This window comes from Erwinia sp. PME.40.26/001, assembly GCF_055556675.1.
On record NZ_JBVHNP010000422.1, the window covers coordinates 1 to 238 of the forward strand.

The 238-nt window shown below is 70.6% G+C and carries 1 protein-coding gene; it reads left to right on the forward strand.

Annotated elements, in window-relative coordinates; all coding sequences use genetic code 11:
- Positions 1–238: hypothetical protein (locus ACZ3HG_RS24805; RefSeq protein WP_465335194.1), on the forward strand; the 238-nt coding region annotated here is incomplete at both ends.

Here is a 238-nt window from a genome sequence, read left to right on the forward strand (position 1 = left end):
TTCGCGATCCTCGGCAGCATCTGGCTGGTGCGGCGGCCGTTCGTGGCATCCGTCCTCCTCTCCATCGCGATCTGGATGAAGGTGTGGCCCGCGGCGATCCTGGCCGCCGGGTTCGTCGCCATCCGCCGACGCCTCGCGCTCGTGTGGGGAGCGGTCGCGGTGTCGCTCGCGACGATCATCCCCGTCGTGGCCCTCGGCGGCGCCCCGTACGTCTTCGGTTTCGTGGGGGACCAGACCT